Source organism: Sphingomonas sp. JUb134 (assembly GCF_004341505.2).
Lineage (GTDB): Bacteria > Pseudomonadota > Alphaproteobacteria > Sphingomonadales > Sphingomonadaceae > Sphingomonas.
Genome location: NZ_SLYP02000001.1, coordinates 268,412 through 287,593 on the forward strand (window position 1 = coordinate 268,412; position 19,182 = coordinate 287,593).

Here is a 19,182-nt window from a genome sequence, read left to right on the forward strand (position 1 = left end):
ATGCTGATCGATCGTCGTGCCGTGCTGCTGGGCGGAGCCGTTGCCGCCGGAGGCCTGCTCCTGTCCCCCGCATGGGCCGCCGGGCAGGTGGCAGGCGACGGCTGGGTCAGCGTGCGCCGCTTCGGGGCGAAGGGCGACGGCCGGGCGCTCGACACGTCTGCGATCAACCGCGCGATCGACCACGCGGCGGCGCGGGGCGGCGGCACGGTCGTGTTCCCCGCCGGCACCTATGCCGCCCACACCATCCGGCTGAAGAGCCGGGTGTCGCTCTACCTGGATCAGGGCGCGACGATCCTCGCCGCCGCCCCCACCCCCACCGCCGGCTATGACGTCGCCGAGCCGCAGGACCCGCGCGCCGTCGGCTTCCAGGATTTCGGCCACAGCCACTGGCGCAACAGCCTGATCTGGGGCGAGGGGCTGCACGACATCGCCATCCTCGGCCCCGGCCTCATCTGGGGCAAGGGGCTGGGCCGCGGCGACGGCAAGGACAATTGGCTGAAGGACCCCTCGGGGCCCGGCACCGGCAACAAGGCGATCGCGCTGAAGAACTGCCGCAACGTCCTGCTGCGCGACTTCAAAGTGCTGGAAGGCGGCTGGTTCGCGCTGCTCGCCACCGGCGTCGACAACATGACGATCGACAATGTCGTCGTAGATACCAACCGCGACGGCTTCGACATCGACTGCTGCCGCAACGTGCGCGTCACCAACTGCACGGTGAACTCGCCCTGGGACGACGGCATCTGCCCGAAGTCGAGCTATGCGCTGGGCGAGCCGCGCATCACCGAGAACCTGACGATCGCCAATTGCTTCGTGACCGGCAACTATCAGGTGGGGTCCGTCATCGACGGCAGCTTCCGCAAGATGCCGGCCAACTTCGCCCCGCAAATCCACGGTCGCATCAAGTTCGGGACCGAGACCAACGGCGGCTTCCGCAACGTCGCGATCAGCAACTGCGTGTTCGAGGACAGCCGCGGTCTCGCGATCGAGACGGTCGATGGCGGCGTGATCGAGGACTTCGCGATCAGCAACATCACGATGCGCGGGATCGTCGACGCGCCCCTGTTCCTGCGCCTGGGCAAGCGGATGCGCGGTCCCGCCCGGCGGCCGATCGGCACGCTCAAGCGGATCATGATCCAGAACGTGACCAGCAGCAATGCGACGCCCCTGCCCTCGGTCTTCGCCGGGCTCGCCGGCCGTCCGATCGAGGACGTGTCCCTCTCCGACGTCTACCTCCACCATGTCGGCGGCGCGCCGGCAGCGATGGCGCAGCTGCGCCCGCCCGAAAACGAGCTCGGCTATCCCGAGGCCACCATGTTCGGAGACCTTCCTGCGACAGGACTATTCGCGCGCCACCTGCGCAATCTCGAGATGCACCATGTCGAGATCGCGACCGCGGCGCCCGATCCGCGGCCCGCGATCTGGCTGGAGGATGTGGTCGATGCGGACATCACCAATTTGCGCGCGCCGCGGGGCGAAACCTTCACGCTCACCGACGTCACCGGATTTCGCAGCACCGGCGCCCGCTGGCTGAAGGACCGGCAGGTCGACGGCCGCATCACCGACCGCTTCTAGCGCGCCGCCGCCCGGGATGGGCGGCGGCGGCGGGGTTCAGAAGCGGGCGCCCAGTTCCACGCCATAGAAGCGTGGCTCGCCTGCGATATAGGTGGGGATGCCGAAGCCGCCGCCGGTGTTGCCGGCGTCGATCAGATACTGCTCGTCCGTCAGGTTCCGCGCAAAGCCCCCGATCCGGTAGCGGCCGTCCGCGGTTTCGATGCCGGCGCGCAGGTTGACCAGCGCATAGCCGTCCTGGCTGATCGCTTCGTTGTTCGGGACCTCAAAATAGACCTTCGATCGGTAGGTGACGGTCGGGGTCGCATAGAGCGTCCAGTTGCCGACCGGCACGCGCAGCGATGCACCGCCCGAGGCCGTCGTGTCGGGCTGCAGGCGGAAGCGGTTGCCGGCATAGACGCCGTTCGCCGCATCATCGGCGATGCCGCCGTCGAGGTAGGAGAAGCTGCCGAACAGGGTCAGCACGGGCGAGATCGCCAAGCTGGCTTCCAGCTCGACGCCCAGATTGTCGGCCGATCCAGCGCTTTGCGTCCGGGTGACGCCGTCTTCGCCGGTGACGGAGACCTGGAACCCCTTGTACCGCTGGTAGAAGACGGACGCAGCGCCGGTGAACGGGCCGACCCGGCCCTTGATGCCGCCTTCGTAGTTCCAGACCGTCTCCTCGGGCACCAACTGGAGGTTCGGCACCACGCCGGCGGCGCTGTTGGCGGCGCTCAGCTGCACGACCGGCGAGCGCCGGCCCTTGCTGACGGTGCCATAGAGATTGAGGCTGTCGTTCAGCCGGAACAGCGCATTGAACCGCGGCAGCAGCGCCGCGAAGCTGCGCTGCGCCGTCAGCTTCGCGCCCTGGGTGTTCGCGGTGCCGATCAGGCTGGTGCGAATGCCGAGCGCGGCCAGGATTACGGAGTTGGGCTGGATCGAGCTGTAGCCGGACTTGCGATCCTCGATCAGCACGCGGGCGCCCGCGGTCAGTTCCAGGCGCGGCGTCGGGATCCAGGTGGCGTCGGCGAACACCGAATAGGTGTCGTTGTTGCCGTAGTTGCTGAACTCGGACGCGTAGGGAAGCTCGCGAAGCGCCCCGCCGGTGACGATCGACGTCACCTGCGTCGCCGGGATGGTGCCGTTCGGCAGAACGCAGCCCGTACCTGTCGGAATACCGATCGCCTGCAATTGCGCGCGGACCGGCGCATAGGCTGCCGCCACCGAGCAGGCGAGATAGGTCCCTTCCTCCGTCGAGAAGGGCACGCGCTGGTAGCCGTTCTCGAAAAAGGCGTTCCAGCCGAAGGCGGCGCGATACTCGGCACCTTCGAACGAGAAGCGGCCCTCATGGCTCCACTGCTCCCCCTTCGCATCCTCGGCGAACTCGAGGTACCAGGCCGGGCCGCCATCGGCGTCGAACACCTCCAGCGCGTCGAAATGGCGGAAGCCGTTGACGGTCGTGAAGCGGATGCCGTCCGCGAGGTCGACGTTCACCGTCAGATTGGCGTCATAGACGTTGCGGTCCAGTCCCAGCTTGCGGGCGCCGAGCACTTCCTCGCTGTAGGGAGAGCCCGACAGCTCGGCATAGCCATAGTCGCCGGTCTGCCCGCCGGTGGGGGCATGCGCGCGCGACTTGAACGCGGTGCCGGGGTTGCGCTGCCCGTCATAGGTGAGGACCAGGTCCGCGGTGACCGCATCGCTCGGCTGCCAGCGAAGCGATCCGCGGATGCCGCGCTGGTCCTGCCCGTTGAGGTCGTCCTGATCGACCCGGCCCTGGTTCTGGTTCGGCACGTCCGGATCGCCAGCGATGTTGCGGACGTAGCCGCGGCGGTATTTGTAGGCAAAGGCGATACGCCCCGCCAGCACCTCGTCCCCCGCGTTCACGAAACCCGAAACCTGCGTGCGATCGAAATTGCCATAGGAGCCGGCGAGCTCGCCCGAGAAACCCGGCTCGGGTGCGGCGGGCACGATGCTGATCGCACCGACCGCAGCCGCGGTGCCGAACAGCGTCGCCTGCGGGCCCTTCACCACCTCGATGCGGGCCAAGTCGTACAGGTCCTGATAGGCGCCACGCGAACGGCTGATGTCGACGCCGTTGTAGTAGAGCGTGACGCGCGCGCCCTGTTGTGCGGAGCCCGAGTCCGACGTGATGCCGCGGATCACGAAGCCGGGATTGTTGGCGCTCTGCTCCTGCACCTGAAGGCCGGGGATGAACGCCGCCACCTCGTCGAGCTCGGACACACCGATGTCGGCCATGTGCTCGCCGGACAGCGCGGTGACCGTGACCGGCACGTCCTCGATCCGCTGCGCCCGCTTCTGTGCCGTGACGATGACGTCGCCTGCTTCGAACGCCGACTCGTCGCCCTCCGGCTGCGCACTTGCCTGCGCCAGCGCCCCCGAAGAAACCCCCGCGCCGAGCGTCGCCAGCACGAACCCCAAACCAAACTTCCGCATCTTTCTGTTTCCCCCAAACGGCGACGCGGCCCGACTAGGGAGGACAGGTGACAAAGCGGCGGCAGCCGCATGACGCGGCGGTGACGCGCGCTTCCCCAAAATGTCACGCCTCCGCAACCGAAGTGTCGCGCGCGCTGCTTAGTGGCCGCGGCAGATTTGGGGAGCATTTTCGATGACGATCAACCGCCGCGGCGCCCTGTCCCTGCTGGGGACGGGCCTTGCCCTGACGTTGCCCGCAGGCGCTGGCGCGGCACCGGCCACGGGCCGGTTCGACCATGGGGTCGCAAGCGGCGATCCCGCCGCAGACGGCGCGATCCTGTGGACGCGAGCCACCCCGCCCGCCGGGTCCAACGCCGACGTTCCGCTGCGCTGGCACGTAGCCCCAGCCGCAGACGCAGCGCCGATCGCCTCGGGCGAGGTCGTGGCCCGCGCGGCACGCGATTTCACGGCCAAGGTCGCGGCGAGCGGCCTTTCCGCCGGCTCCGAATATTGGTTCTGGTTCACGAGCGAAGACGGCACGCGCTCGCCCGTCGGCCGCTTCCGCACGCTCCCGACCGGTGCGACGGCGGAACTGGTGTTCGCGGTGGTCTCCTGCCAGCTCTATCCGGGCGGGCTCTACAACGCCTATGACGCGATCGCGCGCAGCGACCGGCTCGACGCGGTGCTCCACCTGGGCGACTATATCTATGAATATGGCGCGGAAGGATATGGCGCGGAAATGGGCGCCAAGCTCGGCCGCCTGCCAGAGCCCCGGCACGAGATCCTGACGCTCGCCGATTACCGCCTCCGCCACGCGCAGGTGAAGCGCGACCCCGACATGCAGGCAGCCCACGCCCGCGCCGCCTTTATCTGCGTGTGGGACGATCATGAGGTCGCCAACGACAGCTGGATGCATGGCGCCGAGAACCACGACGCCGGCACCGAGGGCGACTGGGAGAAGCGCAAGGCGGCAGCAATGCAGGCCTATTTCGAATGGATGCCGATCCGCGATCCGCGTCCGGGCGAGCCGTGGGACGCGATCAACCGCAGCTTCGAATTCGGCGATCTCGCGACCCTGGCGATGGTCGAGACCCGCCTGCTGGCCCGCGCACGCCAGGTCGCGGCCAAGGGCGCGGCTCCGACCCAAGCCGATTATGCGCCGATGATGGCAGAGCGTGCGCGCGCGGATCGGGAGCTGTTGGGCCCGCGTCAGCAGCGCTGGCTCGAGGGAACGCTTGCAGCCTCGGTGAAGGCGGGCAAGCCGTGGCAGGTGCTGGGCAATCAGGTGGTGATGGCGCGCGTTGCCGGCCCCGACGTCGAGCGCCAGCTCGGCGCGGAACGCTACGCGGCGATGATGGCGAAGATGCCCACCGCCTATCGCCAGCGGATGGCTGCGGCGCTCGCCTCCTATCGCGCCGGCCTGCCGTTCAACTTCGACAGCTGGGACGGCTATCCGGCCGCGCGCGAGCGGCTGTACGCCAGCTTCCGCCGGGCAGGGTCGCGGCCGATCGTGCTGTCCGGCGACAGCCACGCCGCCTGGGCCAACGACCTCCACGACCAGAAGGGCACGCTTGCCGCGGTCGAGTTCGGCACGACGGCGATCAGCAGCCCGTCCTACGGCTCGCTGCTGCCGGGCATCGGCCGGCTGATCGCGGACGCGAACGAGGAAGTGCAGTTCTGCGATCAGGACAACAAGGGCTTTCTTCGCCTGACGCTCACGCGGGAGGCCGCGGTCGCGGAGTTTGCGACCGTCTCCACCATCGTCGCCAAGCCCTACACGACCGCGGTGGCCGCCCGTTTCCGGGCGACCTCCCGCGGGCCGCTCCAGCGCCTGGCCTGAGCGGACCCGGCGGCGGGGACACTCCGCCGCCGGCCGCGATCAGATGCCGGTCGCGTACAGGCTGTGATGGGTGAGGATGTAGAGCGTCCGCCGGTCCGGCCCGCCCAATAGCAGTTGCAGCGGCCGCTCCGGCACGTCGATCCGCCGCTGCAGGCGCGAGTCCGGGCCGTAGACGAACACCTGCCCGTTCGCGACATAGAGGTTGCCGGAAGCATCCCGGGCCACGCTCTCGCCGCCGCGATCCGCCACGATCTTGAGGTCGGTCACCCGGCCGCTTTCGGCCACCCGGCCGCTGTAGGTCCGGTTCTCCGAAGCGTTGGTGACGACCACCCGGCCCTCGGCATCGGCCGCGACCAGCCCATAGGCGTCGAGGGTGTCCGACCAGCGCCACCCGCGATGATCGTCCGGCCCCTGGTTCCACACGCGGAAGGCCGGCAGCACCAGCGATCCGTCCGGGGAGACATATTCCTGCGCCTTCGCCTCCCCCAGCTTGTCGACGAAGAAGTGGGACAGCGGCGGGTAGGCGTAGGTCGCGGGATCGATGCGGTCGGCGAACTCTCCATTCGCCCAGACGTTGACCGGGAGCAGGGTCGAGGCGCCGTTGTGCGCGCGCGCCGGCGTCGGCGCGATCACCCGGACATCGACCGGCTTCTTCGGATCGATGCTGAACACCGTTCCGTCCCGACCGGCGGAGGAGAGCACCAGCAGGTCGCCGGAACGATCGACCGCCAGGTTGACCGCGTCGAGCGGCGCGTCGGCGACGATCGTCAGCCCCTCGGGCTTGGACCAGCCGTGGATGCGCTGGAAGAAGCGGTCGATGAAGAAGAGCTTGCCGTTGGCATCCACCGCCCCGCCCGCGATCGAGTAGAAGCCGTCGGCGAGCTTCTCCACGCCCGGCGACACCGGCACCCCGGACTGGGTTGCGGCCGCGGTGGGCGCGGCAGGCAGGTCGAGCCGCGCGAACTCCCGCTCGCGGACCTCCTGTTGCCGGGTCATGTCCTTGATCGCGTTCTCGAACGGGAATTTGCTGACGCGGGTGAAGGTGCCGCAGCCTTTCGCGTCGCAGCTCGCAAAGCCGCTCTCGGCGTTCACATGAACGTTGCGGAAGCGGATGTCGCCCGAGTTGTAGAGCTTCACCGCCGCATCCATCGGCTTGATCGACCGCGTCACGCGATAGCCGTGGTAGTTGGCGAACAGGATGTTGCGGGAGTTGTGGAATTCGGTCGAGACCGCGTTGACGCCGTCCTGCACCTCCTGCTCGGTCTGCGGCGCCAGGAACTCCCAGTTCTCGACGTTCTTGAGCACGATCTCGGCACGATAGTGGTGCTCGGCCGACAACTGGTAGACGTGCCCCGGCGTCTTGGTGTCCGAAACGTAGAAGCCGGCCGACGCCAGCGTGTTGGGCGACCATAGCGCCGCAAAGGTGCCGCCGCCGCCGTCGGTCACCCAGATGCTGGGATATTGCCCGTCGAAGCGCGCGCGCGGGTCGCCGAAGCCGATCGGGCTGCCCTTGGTCAGCACGGTGCCGCCGCCGCCCTGGATCTTGACGTCGTTGACCTCCGACGCCTCGCCCGCGCGCCACAGCAGCGCCGTCGCGCGCGGGTTCACGCCGCCGGTCCACAGGCCTAGGCCGTGGACGATGGCATTGCCACCCTTGGCGCTCTGGATCAGCGCCTTGGGCCCGCCGACGCCCATGAACGCGGGCGTCTCGTCCGGCAGGTAGAGGTGGGTAAGGCTCGGATGGAGCGCGATCAGCACGCTGTCCGGACGCAGCTTGAGCGTGTCGGTGACGCGGTACCGCCCCATCGGCAGATACAGAACGCGGTGGGTGTCGATGGCACGCTGCAACGCCGCCGTATCGTCGGTCGTATCGTCGCCCTTTACGCCGAGGTCGCGGACGTTGGTCCATTGCGACACCGGCGGCAGCGCGCGGATCTTTGCCGCCGGGCGCGCCGGCGCGCGGCTGAGCGGCGCCATCTCGACGTCGGTCGCATAGTCGCCGATCGTGCCCAATCCGGCGAGCTTCAGCCCGTAGGAGAAGTCCTTGACCTGGTAGCGGGCCCCCGACCCGGCCACCGTCTTCCCGCTGTCGCGGAAGCGGGCGAACGTCGGCGTTTTGACCGCCACCGCATCGGCGAAGCCGATCTGGGTGAAGACGTTGTTCTCTTCGGAGATCAGCACGCCCGCGTTCGAGACATTCTCGAACCGCACCTGCTTGCCGAACAGCGAGTCCGAATAGCCGCGGTCGATCTCGATCCCGACCGGCGTGTCGCGGATGGCGACGTTCACCAGCGTCAGGTCGACCTCATGCTCGCGGATCGCGGCATCGCGCTGGCCCTGGAACTCGGAATCGATCAGCGTGAACTGCCAGGCAGGCGAGGTCTTTTCCGACATGATGCCATAGCGGCCGCCGTAGAAGCGGAGGTTCTCGAACTCGTTGCCCGCCTGATAGACGCCCGCGAGCCCGGAGCCGATGTGGAAGTCGACGTGGCGCAGATAGCCGTGCTGCGCGACGCGGAAACGCACCGCGACCGCGCCCGCATTGCCCGAGCCGATGCGGAAATCCACGTTGGACAGCGCGGAATAAAAGGTACTCGACGTGGCGTCGAAGATGCTGGGATCGAACGGCACGCTGGTGCGCGGCGGCACCGGCGCCTTGCCGACACGATACTGGTCCTCGCCCGTGAAGGCCACCATCGCCGCAACGCCCGAGCCGAAGCCGGCGGTGTTGTCCCCAAGGATGATCTCGGGACGAGTCGGGCCGACGCCGAACACCCGCACGGCGGACTTCACGAAGATGGTGCGGCTGATGCGGTATCGGCCGGAGGGAAGGAAGACCACGCCGCCGTGGCCGCCTTCCGCAGCGGCATCGATCGCCTGCTGGATCGCGGCGCTATCGTCCGCGCGTCCGTCGCCGACGCCCCGGACGGTGATCGCACGCGGGTCGTCGGGAGCCTGGAGGTAGACCGATGATGACTTTGCCAGAACCGGGGCGGGCAGCATCAATGCCGCCGCGCCGAGCAGCCAGGTCGCCTTCATCCATCATCTCCCTCTGTTCTGGTATCGTTATCATTTTCGCACGGACGGAAGCGCCGAATGCAGCCGGGTTCCGGCCCGTGCGTAGCGGTGATCTCAGGAAAGGTGGTGGGCCAGCGCCTGTGCGGCGATCGCCACCTGGGTACGGTTGCGCACGTTCAGCTTGCGCATCAATGCGGTCATGTGCGCCTTCACTGTCGCCTCGGCGATGCCAAGGTCGAAGGCGATCTGCTTGTTGAGTAGCCCTGAGTGGACACCGCGCAGAACCTTGATCTGCGTAGGTGTCAGTTGCGCCAGACCGAACTCGGCCGCGTGGCTCGCGAGCGGTTCGGATCGGCGAGTCTGTTGGGCGGTCCCTCCCATCGACATCCTCCTCCTGGTCGGCTTCTTTGGCCTTGTCCGACCGGACGCGCGGTCCAGGCGGCCTCTTGGTCCAGCGCTCCACTCTTGTGGATTCGGTTGGACAGGTTTTGAGTATGATCCCTCTATTTGGGCCTGATCAAGCCTTTTTCATTGCTGATCCGCAAAAACCTGTCCTACAGCTATGGGCGGAAGGCAAAATGCCGCCAGACCCTTGGGAGGGATGTCGATGGCCGAAGCGCTGGTTTCTCGCGCGTATTTCCACGGGCTCGCAGGATGACCGGCGAAGACCTTCGCCTGATCGGCGCGGCGCTGGGCGGCATTCTGCTGGCGGTGCTGATGATCGTGCGCGGCCGCCTCCACCCCTTCATCGGTCTGCTCTGCGGCGCCTTCGCCGTGGGTCTGCTCGCAGGTCTTCCCCTGCCGGAAACCGCCAAGGCGGTGCAGAAGGGCGTCGGCGACATCATCGGCGGCACCGGCCTGGTCGTGGCCCTTGGCCTGTCGCTCGGCGCGATGCTGCATCTGTCGGGCGGCGCCGCCACGCTGGCGAAGGGGGCGCTACAACTCACGGGCGCCCGAGCCGCACCCTGGGCTACTCTGGGCATCGCGATCGTCATCGGCCTGCCGCTGTTCTTCGAGACGGGCCTGGTGCTGTTGCTGCCGATCGTGGTCGCGGCAGCCGAAACGATGGCGGGCGACGATCCTGCCGAACGGGATGCGGCCAAGCTGCGCCTGATCATGCCGGCGCTCGCAGGCCTGGGCGTCGTCCACGCGCTGGTGCCCCCGCATCCCGGTCCGCTGCTCGCCGTCGAAGCGCTGGGCGCCGACCTCGGCCGCACGATGCTCTACGGCATCGTGATCGCAATCCCGACGGCGATCGTGGCAGGGCCGATGCTGGCAAAGGTCACCGCACGCGGCGTGCGGCTGGAGGCGCCGGTCCTCACCGATCACCGGCTGGACATCGCGACACCCGGGCGCGGGAGCGCACTGCTCATCGTGCTTCTTCCCGTCGTTCTGATCGCCGCGGGCGAAATCGGGCAGATGCTGCCCGGGCTGCGCGGCAACACGGCGCTTGCCGCCGCGAGCAACCCGGTCGTGGCATTGCTGATCGCCAACCTGCTCGCGCTGCCGCTGCTGTTCGGAAGGCGCCTGCGCGAGGCGGCGATCCAGAACGCGGTCTGGTTCGAAACCATGGGTGCTGCCGGTGCGATCCTGCTCGCGATCGGTGCGGGCGGCGCGCTCAAGCAGGTGCTGGTGACGGCCGGTCTGTCGGACCTGCTCGCGCGGGTCGTGCTGATGTACGCCATCTCGCCGCTGCTGCTCGGCTGGCTGATCGCGGTCGGCATCCGCCTGGCCGCCGGCTCGGCGACCGTGGCGACGATCACTGCGGTGGGCATCATGCCGGGTGTGGTCGCCGGTTCCGGCGTCTCCCCCGAACTGGTAGTGCTGGCGGTGGGCGCCGGATCGGTGTTCTTCAGCCATGTGAACGATCCCGGCTTCTGGCTGGTCAAAAGCTATGTCGGCACCAGCACCGCCGACACGTTCCGCACCTGGTCGCTGCTGGAGACGGCCATTTCGGTCGTCGGCCTCATGCTGGTGCTCGCGCTCAGCTATGTCGTCTGACCGCGGGCGAAGCCGGGCCGCGGAGCCGGTCGGGGACCTCCCATGAGCGAGGGACGTCTCGCGGATCGCGCCTATACGGAGATCGTCCGGATCATCAACGATCAGGGGATGGTGAGCGGGGATCGCCTACCCTCCGAGGCCCGGCTGGCCGATCTGTTCGGCATGTCGCGCACCATCGTGCGCGAGGCGCTCGCCCGCCTCGCCTCCGACGGCATCACCGAGGCACGTCGAGGCGCGGGCTCCTATGTGAAGCGGCGGCCGTCCGATCGGCTCGGCTCGCACATGCCGATGGACGCGCTGGCGGCAACGCTGGGCACCTATGAAGTACGCTTCGTGCTGGAGGCGGAGGCGGCACGGCTGGCGGCCCAGCGGCGTTCGCACCAGCAACTCGAGGCGATCGAGCGGGCGTTAAGCGCGTTGCGCGCCGCGCTCCTCTCGAACGCGCCCGCGCATGACGAGGACTGGAACCTCCACCGCAGCATCGCGGAGGCCACCGGCAACGCGGCGTTCCCGCCGGTCTTCGATCACCTGCAGGACGCGGTGATGCAGATCCTGCGTGCAGGCGTCGAGATCTCGCGCGCGCGCCCGCCCGAGGTGATCGGCGCGATGATGGACGAGCATGACGCGATCGTGGACGCGATCCGCGCCCGGGATGCCGATGGTGCGGCGCTGGCGATGCGGTGGCATCTGTCGCAGGGACGCAAGCGGCTGATGCCGTGATTGCCGCTCCCCTCAGCGGGACGCGGGCACGAGGTCGAGCCAGGCACGGACCTCCGCACAAAGACTTTCCGGCGTCCGCGCCGCATCCAACGTCAGTGCGCGCTCGTCCGGCATGGGACGCTCCAGCGTCGCCAACTGGCTGTCGAGGAGGCTGGGCGGCATGTAATGGCCGTCGCGGCTCGCCATCCGCCGCGCGATCTCCTCGCGCGCAGTGTCGAGCAGAACAAAGTACATTGGCACGGCCGATGCAGCGGCCAGCCTCTCGCGATAGGCACGCTTGAGGGCGGAGCAGGCCGCGACGGCGATGCCCCGCGTCGAGCTTGCCTCGCCGATCGCGCGCCCCAGCCGGTCGAGCCAGGGCCAGCGATCCGCATCGGTCAGGGGGTGGCCGGCCCGCATCTTGGCGACACTTGCCGCCGAATGAAAGGCATCACCCTCCAAGACGGGGCAGCCGAGCTCTGCACCGAGCCTTACCGACAGCGTCGTCTTGCCCGTGCCGCTCACCCCCATCACCACGATCGCGCGCGGTCGGTCGATCCCTTGCCGTTGTGCCTGCACGCCTGTGCCCTCAGCTTTGGCCGGCCGGCCGTGTTGCCCCGGCGGTATTGGGTCTGGCGAGTTGCTTGGCCATTGCGACCTTGGTCGAGGTCGCCACTCTGGGGAGGCCGAACTATCCAGGCGGGCACACTCGCGCAGCGATCAAGGGACGCATCGCCATGACAGCCAGCACCGCCCTCCGTCTGCTCCCAGCGCTGCTGCTCGCCGGCACCGCCCTGCCGGCACTGGCGGCGCCCGGCTCGACCTCGGTCTACGCAACCGCGCCGAACGACCCACGCGCCATCACCGTGTCGGCGCAGGGCGACGGCACCACCGACGATAGCGCCGCGATCCAGCAGGCGATCGATGCGGCCGCGGGCCATGGCGGCGGCGGTCTCGTCTTCCTTCCCTCCGGTCGGTACCGGATCACCCGCACGCTGTATGTCTGGCCCGGCGTGCGCCTGTTCGGGGTCGGCAAGAAGCGCCCGGTCTTGGTGCTGGCACCCAACACGCCCGGCTTCCAGAGCGGCGTCGGCAACATGATCTTCTTCACGGGCAACCGCCCTCAGCCGGACGGGGCAGGCCCGCGCGTGCCCGTGCCGCCGCCCACCAGCGTTCCGTTCAACCCGGGCATTGCCGACGCCAATTCGGGCACCTTCTACTCGGCCATGGCGAACGTCGACTTCGAGATCGGCAGCGGCAATCCGGCGGCGACCGCGGTCCGGTTCCACACCGCCCAGCATACCTATCTCAGCCACATCGACTTCCACCTCGGCTCCGCCCTCGCCGGCATCTACCAGGTCGGGAACCTGGGCCAGAACCTGCGCTTCTTCGGCGGCCGCTATGGCATCCTAACGGAGAAACCGTCGCCGGCCTGGCAATACACGCTGCTGGATTCGACCTTCGAAGGGCAGCGCGACGCCGCGATCCGCGAGCACGAGGCCGGCCTCACGCTGGTCAACACCAGCTTCCGCAACGTGCCCGTCGGGATCGAGATCGACCGCGGCTATGGCGATTGGTTGTGGGGCAAGGACGTCCGCTTCGAGAATGTCTCGCAGGCCGGCGTCATCATCAGCAACGAGGGCAACGCGTATACGCAGATCGGCTTCTGCAATGCGGTGGCGACCGGGACGCCCGTCTTCGCGCGCTTTCGCGACAGCGGCCAGACGGTCGCGGGCAAGGGGAGCCGCTACCGCGTGCGCGAGTTCACCTATGGGCTGACCGTGCCGGCGCTGGGCGCCACCGGCAGCTACGCGACGCGCATGGATGCCGCACCGCTCTCGGGCACCCCGCGCCGCCGCGATCGCGCGATCCGCCTGCTGCCGCCCGTCGCCGACTGGGTGAACGTGCGAGACCTGGGGGTGCGCGGGGACAATGCGACCGACGACACCGCCGCGATCCAGCGCGCGATCGACAGCCGCCGGGTACTCTACTTCCCGGCCGGATTCTACCGCGTCTCCGACACGCTGAAGCTGCGCCCCGACAGCGTCCTGGTCGGGCTGCATCCCAGCATGACGCAGATCGTCCTGACCGAGGACAGCGCGCCCTTCCGCGGGGTCGGCAGTCCGCGCGCGCTGATCGAGAGCGCAAAGGGCGGGGATGCGATCGTCTCCGGCCTGGGCCTCTTCACGGGCGGTACCAATCCGCGTGCAACCGCGCTCTTGTGGCGTGCAGGCGAACGATCGCTGGTGGACGACGTCAAGTTCCAGGGTGGTCACGGCACCTTCCTTGCCGACGGCAGCCGCTTCGATCCGTACAATGCCAACCACACGGCCGATCCGGACCCCAAGAAGCGCTGGGACGGCCAATATGCGAGCCTGTGGGTCACCGACGGCGGCGGTGGCACCTTCAACGGGCTGTGGACGCCCAACACCTATGCGCAGGCGGGGCTCTACGTCTCGGACACCAGCACGCCCGGCTATGTCTACCAGATGTCGGCCGAGCATCACCGCCGCGCCGAGATCGTGCTCGACCGCGTCCGCAACTGGCAATTCCTGGCGCCGCAGACGGAGGAGGAGGCGGGCGAGAGCCGGGACGCGGTGGCGCTGGAGGTCCGCAACTCGCGCGACATCCTCTTTGCCAATCTGCACGCCTATCGCGTCACCCGCTCGCTCCAGCCTGCGCCCGCAGCCGTGACGCTGGATGGTTCGAGCGGCATCCGCTTCCGCAACGTGCACGTGAATGCCGAGAGCGGCTTTGCCACCTGCGACGGCAACGGATGCGGGACCTACCTGCGCGCCAGCAAATATCCGTATGAGAACGCGATCGTCGACGTGACTCGCCGCGCCGCAGTGCGCGAACGCGAGTTTGCGGTACTCGACGTGACGGACGCGCCGGCACCGGCAGCCAGCCCCTCCCTCGCCCCGGTCCGCATGCTGGCGGAGGGCTTCTACTCGCTCGGCGGTGGCGCCGTGGACCCGACGGGCAAGCTCTATTTCGTCGACCGCTATTTCCAGCGCATCCATGGCTGGTCGGAGAGGGAGGGACTGTCGATCGTCGCCGACGCGCCGCTCGATCCCGTCAACCTCGCGGTCGACCGCTCCGGCAAGCTGATGGTGCTGTCGTCCGCCGGCGCCGCGGCGACGGTGTACAGCATCGATCCCGCGGCTCCCCAGGCGCCGCGGATCATCGCGCCCACTCCCGCCTCCGCCGCCACGGGCGGGCGTATCGCCCTGCCAGCGAGCTTCTGGAACAACGGCGAGTTCCGCGACCAATATGATCCCGCCACCGATCGCTTCACGACGCTGGCAGAGATGTTCGCGCGCGACATGGCACTGCCCAAGCCGCTGGAATATCGCTCGCCCGACGGAAGCATCGCGCTTCCTGCCTACCGGGTTTGGCAGCAGGGTCCGGCCGATCACCTGGGCTGGCGGTTCTCGGACACGCTCGACACCTATGGCTTCGTCCACGGCACCGTGGGTTCCCGCGTCTATGTCGCGAACGGCTCCGAGGATCGTACCTACAGTGGCCTCCTGGGCGCTGGCGGCGCGGTGACCGACCTCAAGCCCTTTGCGCCGCGCGGCGGCGAAAGCGTGGCCGTGGGCCCGGACGGGCGCGTCTATGTCGCGAACGGCGAGATCTTCGTCTACGGCGTCGACGGGCGCGAGCAGGGGCGCATCGACGTGCCGCAGCGTCCGCTCCAATTGCTGTTCGGCGGCCCGGACGGCGCCACGCTGTTCATCCTCGCCCATCATGCGCTGTTCGCGGCGCGGCCCTGACCGGCCCCTTCGACTTTGGTCGTAGATGCTGCGCCTGCCGGCATCGGATAGAATGCACGCACACGGACACGACGCCACGCCGGACCACCGGCACGCGCCGGCACCAAGGAGGGGATGGATGATGGGCAAGGTCCTTCGCGATCGTCGTCGCAAGACACGTGCGTATGATAACGTTACCAGCTTTGCGGTGCTTGCGGCCTTGCTCGCAGGCGCACCTGCCCTGGCGCAGCAGCAGACGCCCCCCAACGAGCCTCAGGACCAGACCGACACCACCGCGACACCCGCCGACCCGGGCATCACCGGCTCGACCGCGGCCCAGCCGGAGGCATCGCCCACCGAGGTCGTCGTGACCGGCACCCGTATCACTACCGGCTTCAACGCGCCGACCCCCACGACCGTGATCGGCGAGGACCAGCTCCAGAAGAACGCGCAGCCCAACATCTTCAACGCGATCGCGCAGCTGCCGTCGCTGCAGGGCTCGACCGGCGCTTCCACGGGCACGTTCAGCACGTCGAGCGGCACCCAGGGCCTCAGCTCCTTCTCGCTGCGCGGCCTCGGCCCCATCCGCACGCTGACTCTGCTCGACGGCCAGCGCGTCGTCGGCGCGAACGTGACGGGCGTTCCCGACATCAGCATGTTCCCGCAGCTGCTGGTCAAGCGCGTGGACGTCGTGACCGGAGGCGCCTCCGCCTCCTATGGCTCGGACGCGGTTGGCGGCGTGGTCAACTTCATCACCGACACCCGGTTCGAGGGCTTCAAGGCCAACGTCCAGGGCGGCATCACCAACTATGGCGATGACGAACAGGTGCTCGTGCAGGGAGCCTATGGCACCGCCCTGCTCGACGATCGCCTGCACCTGATCGTCAGCGGCGAGTTCGACCATGAGGGCGGCGTCGGCGCGGGCAACTTCGGCACGGACCTGGCGGGCGGCCGCAATTGGTACCGGGCGACGACGCTGCTCAACACGGGGGTTACCGACAACGGGCTCCCGCAGTTCAACTATCGCGACTTTGCGCAGCCTTATCAGTACGCGCTCTACGGCCTCATCAACAACGGGCCGCTGCAGGGGATCGCGTTCGACCAGAACGGTACGCCCTACAACTTCAACTATGGATCGGGCGGCACGCCCACGGGCACCGGCCGCGTCACCAACTGCTATCCGGGCAACAGCTTCTGCGTCGGCGGCGACCTGTCCGGTGCACCGGGATCGGGCGCGTCGCTGAAATCCGAACTCGAACGCCTGAACGGCTTCGGCCGCATCGGCTTCGACTTCGCCGAGGACAACGAGGTCTACCTGACCGTGAACGTGGCGCAGGTGAAGACCTCAAACCAGCCCAGCCCCGGCTACAATCGACCCAACCTGACCGTGCAGTGCGCCAACGCATTCCTGCCGCAGCTGGTACGCGATCGTTGCGCGGCCGCCGGAATCACCCAGTTCAACTTCGGCACCAGCAACGGCAGCTTCCCCGACCCCCAAGTCCGCACCGATCGCCGGCAATATCGCTTCGTCGGCGGGCTGAAGGGCAAGTTCGACATCGGCGGCAGCGACTGGACCTATGATGCCTATTACGAACACGGCATCACCATGTCGGACATCGATGTCGACGACATCGTGCTGCAGAACCGCTATGTCGCCGCGACCAACGCGATCACGCTGAACGGGGCGGTCGTCTGCGCCGATCCTGCGGCACGGGCCGCAGGATGCCAGCCGATCAACATCTTCGGCGGCTTCGCCCCGTCCGCCGCAGCGCTTGCCTATATCACGCCCGAAAACGGTCCGTTCCAGCACACCAAGCTGACCCAGGATGTCGCGAGCCTCAACTTCTCCGGCGCGCCCGTCGAGCTGTGGGCCGGTCCATTGTCGGTCGCCTTCGGTGCCGAGTACCGGCGCGAATATTATCGCGTACGCGCCGACCCCTATGGCGCCGGCGTCATGGACGTGAGCCCGAACAGCCCGGAATATCCGGCCGATCCGCTGCTCAACGCGGACCAGGGAAGCAACTGGGCGGCCGGCAACTACAAGAACGGCAGCGGCAAGTACGACGTCTATGAAGGTTTCCTGGAGGTCAACCTGCCCCTGTTCGACAGCCCCTCGATCGGGCGTGCGAACCTGAATGCCGCCGGCCGCGGCACCCATTACAGCACGTCCGGCACCGTATGGGCATGGAAGGTCGGCGGCACCTGGGACACGCCGCTGGAGGGCCTGCGGCTCCGCGCCGTCACCTCGCGCGACGTTCGCGCTCCCAACCTGTCGGAGCTGTTCGCCGCACCGACGGTCACCACGGTGCCGAACTTCACCGACCCGTTCCGCAACCGCGCGGTCCAGATCTTCCAGAACACCATCGGCAATCCCGACCTGAAACCGGAGATCGCCCGCAATACCGAAGTCGGCATCGTGCTCTCGCGCCCGTCGTGGCTGCCCGGCTTCAGCCTCTCGCTCGACTATTACAACATCAAGCTCGACGGGGTCGTCTCTACCCTCAGCCCGGACCAGATCGTCCGCTTCTGCTTCGAGGGGAACCAGGCCTTTTGCGGCGGCTTCGAGCTCAACAGCCCCGTTCAGGGCGGCAACTTCGTCAACGTCCAGCCCTTCAACCTCGCCTCCTGGAAGACGAGCGGCTTCGACATCGAGGCGAGCTACCAATGGACCCAGCCGCTCGGCCTGCCCGGCAGCTTCACCGTCCGGGCGCTCGGCACCCACGTGCGGGAATTCCTGGTCAGCGCGGGCATCGCTGGCGTCGCGACGGTCGATCAGGCCGGCGCCAACACCGGCGCCACGCCGGACTGGAAGTGGCTCGCGGTCCAGACGTACGAAAACGACCGCTTCAGCCTCACCCTCCAGGAGCGCTGGTTCTCGGACGGGGTATTCGGCAACCAATATGTGGTCTGCATCTCGGACTGCCCGGTTTCCACCGGAAACAACCCGACCATCGACTACAACCGGATGAAGGGCGCCTTCTACCTGGACATCGGCGGCTCGTACAACGTGACCAAGGAGGTCACGACCTTCTTCAAGGTCGACAATGTGTTCGACCATGATCCGGCACCGTCGCCGCAGACCAACACCGGCCTCGACGTCAATCCCGCGCTCTATGACACGCTCGGCCGCATCTATCGTCTGGGCGTGCGGATGCGCTTCTGACCGCTTCCCCGGGGTTCCCCCGACCCCGCCACTGCAGACGGCAGCCTCAAGCGCTTCGGCCCTTGAAGCTGCCGTTTTTGTCAGTTCGCCAGGTAGCTGATCGTGGTGATGCGGTGCAGCACCGCGACGGGGCCTGCGGGGGTCGTGTACGCGCCCTCGTCCTTGAGCGCCGCCGTCAGCAGATACCGCCCCTTCGCGCCGGCCGGCGCCGTCACTTCGCCCTTGGCATCGGTGACCAGCTTCTGCGTCGACTTGTCCGGCGCGATCAGCGTGACTTCGGTTCCGGCAACGGGCTTGCCGTCCCGCACCAGGCGGAAGCGGTCGGCGCCCGCCGTGGCAGGCACGAACTCGAACGGAAGGGCAGCCCGCGTCTCGGTTCGTCCCGCGCGGGCGTAATAGACCACCGACTCCTGCTTACCCGGCTCGCCCCAGGGCGCGAACACCGTGTCGTCCCACGCGCGCACGTCCCCTGCGGGGACGGCCGCTTCCAGATAGCCCGTCTTGCGCTCCAGCCGGGCATTCGGCGCCTTCAGCAGCTTGGGCGCCTTGAGCTTGGCGAACTCGGGATCGCCGCCCGCGGGCATCGGCTCGGCGGGTTCCCCCAGGTAGATCCGCGCGGGACCGTCGCTGTCGCGCTCGATCCAGACTTCATGCGCCTGAGCCGCCGTCGAGAGGCCCAGCAGCAGGGCGGCGAACAGCATCTTTTTCATGGCAGAGGGTCCTTT

The 19,182-nt window shown here is 68.1% G+C and carries 11 protein-coding genes; 6 read left to right on the forward strand and 5 right to left on the reverse strand.

Translation table 11 applies throughout. The features are described 5' to 3' along the window. Positions 1-1,572: a rhamnogalacturonidase gene (locus EDF69_RS01195; RefSeq protein ID WP_132883364.1), complete on the forward strand. Its 1,572-nt coding sequence runs from the start codon at positions 1-3 to the stop codon at positions 1,570-1,572. A 36-nt stretch (positions 1,573-1,608) separates the two neighbouring features. Here the strand turns inward: EDF69_RS01195 and EDF69_RS01200 are convergent, their stop codons facing one another. Continuing rightward, positions 1,609-4,002 carry a TonB-dependent receptor gene (locus EDF69_RS01200; RefSeq protein WP_132883365.1) on the reverse strand — a complete coding sequence of 798 codons (2,394 nt, stop codon included), beginning with the start codon at positions 4,000-4,002 and terminating at the stop codon, positions 1,609-1,611. A gap of 172 nt (positions 4,003-4,174) precedes the next feature. Here EDF69_RS01200 and EDF69_RS01205 point away from each other — a divergent pair, with 172 nt between their 5' ends. Continuing rightward, entirely contained in the window at positions 4,175-5,821 is a 1,647-nt protein-coding gene (locus EDF69_RS01205) for an alkaline phosphatase D family protein (RefSeq protein ID WP_132883366.1), read from the forward strand. 39 nt (positions 5,822-5,860) lie between these two features. On the opposite strand, the gene EDF69_RS01210 is transcribed toward EDF69_RS01205, so the two are convergent. Both EDF69_RS01210 and EDF69_RS01215 read right to left on the reverse strand, forming a co-directional pair. Then, positions 5,861-8,860 carry a glycosyl hydrolase family 28-related protein gene (locus tag EDF69_RS01210; protein ID WP_132883367.1) on the reverse strand — a complete coding sequence of 1,000 codons (3,000 nt, stop codon included), beginning with the start codon at positions 8,858-8,860 and terminating at the stop codon, positions 5,861-5,863. A gap of 93 nt (positions 8,861-8,953) precedes the next feature. Then, positions 8,954-9,220, reverse strand: coding sequence for a helix-turn-helix domain-containing protein (locus EDF69_RS01215; protein ID WP_239555229.1), 267 nt, complete (start codon positions 9,218-9,220; stop codon positions 8,954-8,956). A 273-nt stretch (positions 9,221-9,493) separates the two neighbouring features. Between EDF69_RS01215 and EDF69_RS01220 the strand changes: the two genes are divergently transcribed. Both EDF69_RS01220 and EDF69_RS01225 read left to right on the forward strand, forming a co-directional pair. Continuing rightward, entirely contained in the window at positions 9,494-10,840 is a 1,347-nt protein-coding gene (locus tag EDF69_RS01220; protein ID WP_132883368.1) for a GntT/GntP/DsdX family permease, read from the forward strand. A gap of 42 nt (positions 10,841-10,882) precedes the next feature. Beyond that, positions 10,883-11,560, forward strand: a complete 678-nt coding sequence (locus EDF69_RS01225) for a FadR/GntR family transcriptional regulator (RefSeq protein ID WP_132883369.1) — start codon at positions 10,883-10,885, stop codon at positions 11,558-11,560. A gap of 12 nt (positions 11,561-11,572) precedes the next feature. Here EDF69_RS01225 and EDF69_RS01230 read toward each other — a convergent pair whose 3' ends face one another. Then, positions 11,573-12,070, reverse strand: a complete 498-nt coding sequence (locus EDF69_RS01230; protein WP_132883407.1) for a gluconokinase — start codon at positions 12,068-12,070, stop codon at positions 11,573-11,575. Positions 12,071-12,276: 206 nt separating this feature from the next. Here EDF69_RS01230 and EDF69_RS01235 point away from each other — a divergent pair, with 206 nt between their 5' ends. Together EDF69_RS01235 and EDF69_RS01240 are read left to right on the forward strand one after the other, a co-directional pair. Next, positions 12,277-15,315: a glycosyl hydrolase family 28-related protein gene (locus tag EDF69_RS01235; protein ID WP_132883370.1), complete on the forward strand. Its 3,039-nt coding sequence runs from the start codon at positions 12,277-12,279 to the stop codon at positions 15,313-15,315. A gap of 118 nt (positions 15,316-15,433) precedes the next feature. Continuing rightward, complete coding sequence (locus EDF69_RS01240) at positions 15,434-18,457, forward strand: TonB-dependent receptor plug domain-containing protein (protein WP_239555231.1); 3,024 nt, start codon at positions 15,434-15,436, stop codon at positions 18,455-18,457. A gap of 80 nt (positions 18,458-18,537) precedes the next feature. On the opposite strand, the gene EDF69_RS01245 is transcribed toward EDF69_RS01240, so the two are convergent. Then, positions 18,538-19,167: a DUF4198 domain-containing protein gene (locus EDF69_RS01245; RefSeq protein WP_132883371.1), complete on the reverse strand. Its 630-nt coding sequence runs from the start codon at positions 19,165-19,167 to the stop codon at positions 18,538-18,540. Between the last annotated feature and the right edge of the window lie 15 nt (positions 19,168-19,182).

Excerpts from the sequence above, each read along its gene's own strand:
- EDF69_RS01240 (WP_239555231.1), top strand. The coding sequence starts at position 15,434 with ATGATGGGCAAGGTCCTTCGCGATCGTCGTCGCAAGACACGTGCGTAT.
- EDF69_RS01210 (WP_132883367.1), bottom strand. The coding sequence starts at position 8,860 with ATGAAGGCGACCTGGCTGCTCGGCGCGGCGGCATTGATGCTGCCCGCC.
- EDF69_RS01245 (WP_132883371.1), bottom strand. The coding sequence starts at position 19,167 with ATGAAAAAGATGCTGTTCGCCGCCCTGCTGCTGGGCCTCTCGACGGCG.
- EDF69_RS01200 (WP_132883365.1), bottom strand. The coding sequence starts at position 4,002 with ATGCGGAAGTTTGGTTTGGGGTTCGTGCTGGCGACGCTCGGCGCGGGG.
- EDF69_RS01235 (WP_132883370.1), top strand. The coding sequence starts at position 12,277 with ATGACAGCCAGCACCGCCCTCCGTCTGCTCCCAGCGCTGCTGCTCGCC.
- EDF69_RS01225 (WP_132883369.1), top strand. The coding sequence starts at position 10,883 with ATGAGCGAGGGACGTCTCGCGGATCGCGCCTATACGGAGATCGTCCGG.
- EDF69_RS01195 (WP_132883364.1), top strand. The coding sequence starts at position 1 with ATGCTGATCGATCGTCGTGCCGTGCTGCTGGGCGGAGCCGTTGCCGCC.
- EDF69_RS01215 (WP_239555229.1), bottom strand. The coding sequence starts at position 9,220 with ATGGGAGGGACCGCCCAACAGACTCGCCGATCCGAACCGCTCGCGAGC.
- EDF69_RS01205 (WP_132883366.1), top strand. The coding sequence starts at position 4,175 with ATGACGATCAACCGCCGCGGCGCCCTGTCCCTGCTGGGGACGGGCCTT.
- EDF69_RS01220 (WP_132883368.1), top strand. The coding sequence starts at position 9,494 with ATGACCGGCGAAGACCTTCGCCTGATCGGCGCGGCGCTGGGCGGCATT.
- EDF69_RS01230 (WP_132883407.1), bottom strand. The coding sequence starts at position 12,070 with ATGGGGGTGAGCGGCACGGGCAAGACGACGCTGTCGGTAAGGCTCGGT.